Annotated in this window: 1 rRNA gene; it reads left to right on the top strand. The window is 56.2% G+C overall.

What is annotated here, in order from left to right:
• Positions 1-304 (top strand): 16S ribosomal RNA (locus DXK94_RS17245); the annotation flags it as partial.

Below are 304 nucleotides of genomic sequence, written 5' to 3'. Positions count from 1 at the left end.
GAACGCTGGCGGCGTGCTTAACACATGCAAGTCGAACGATGATCCGGTGCTTGCACCGGGGATTAGTGGCGAACGGGTGAGTAACACGTGAGTAACCTGCCCTTAACTCTGGGATAAGCCTGGGAAACTGGGTCTAATACCGGATATGACCTTCCATCGCATGGTGGTTGGTGGAAAGCTTTTTGTGGTTTTGGATGGACTCGCGGCCTATCAGCTTGTTGGTGAGGTAATGGCTTACCAAGGCGACGACGGGTAGCCGGCCTGAGAGGGTGACCGGCCACACTGGGACTGAGACACGGCCCAG

This window comes from Arthrobacter sp. RT-1 (genome assembly GCF_003367205.1).
GTDB lineage: Bacteria > Actinomycetota > Actinomycetes > Actinomycetales > Micrococcaceae > Arthrobacter.
Note: the sequence above shows the minus strand (reverse complement) of the source record. Positions and strands in the feature narration are given on the sequence as shown.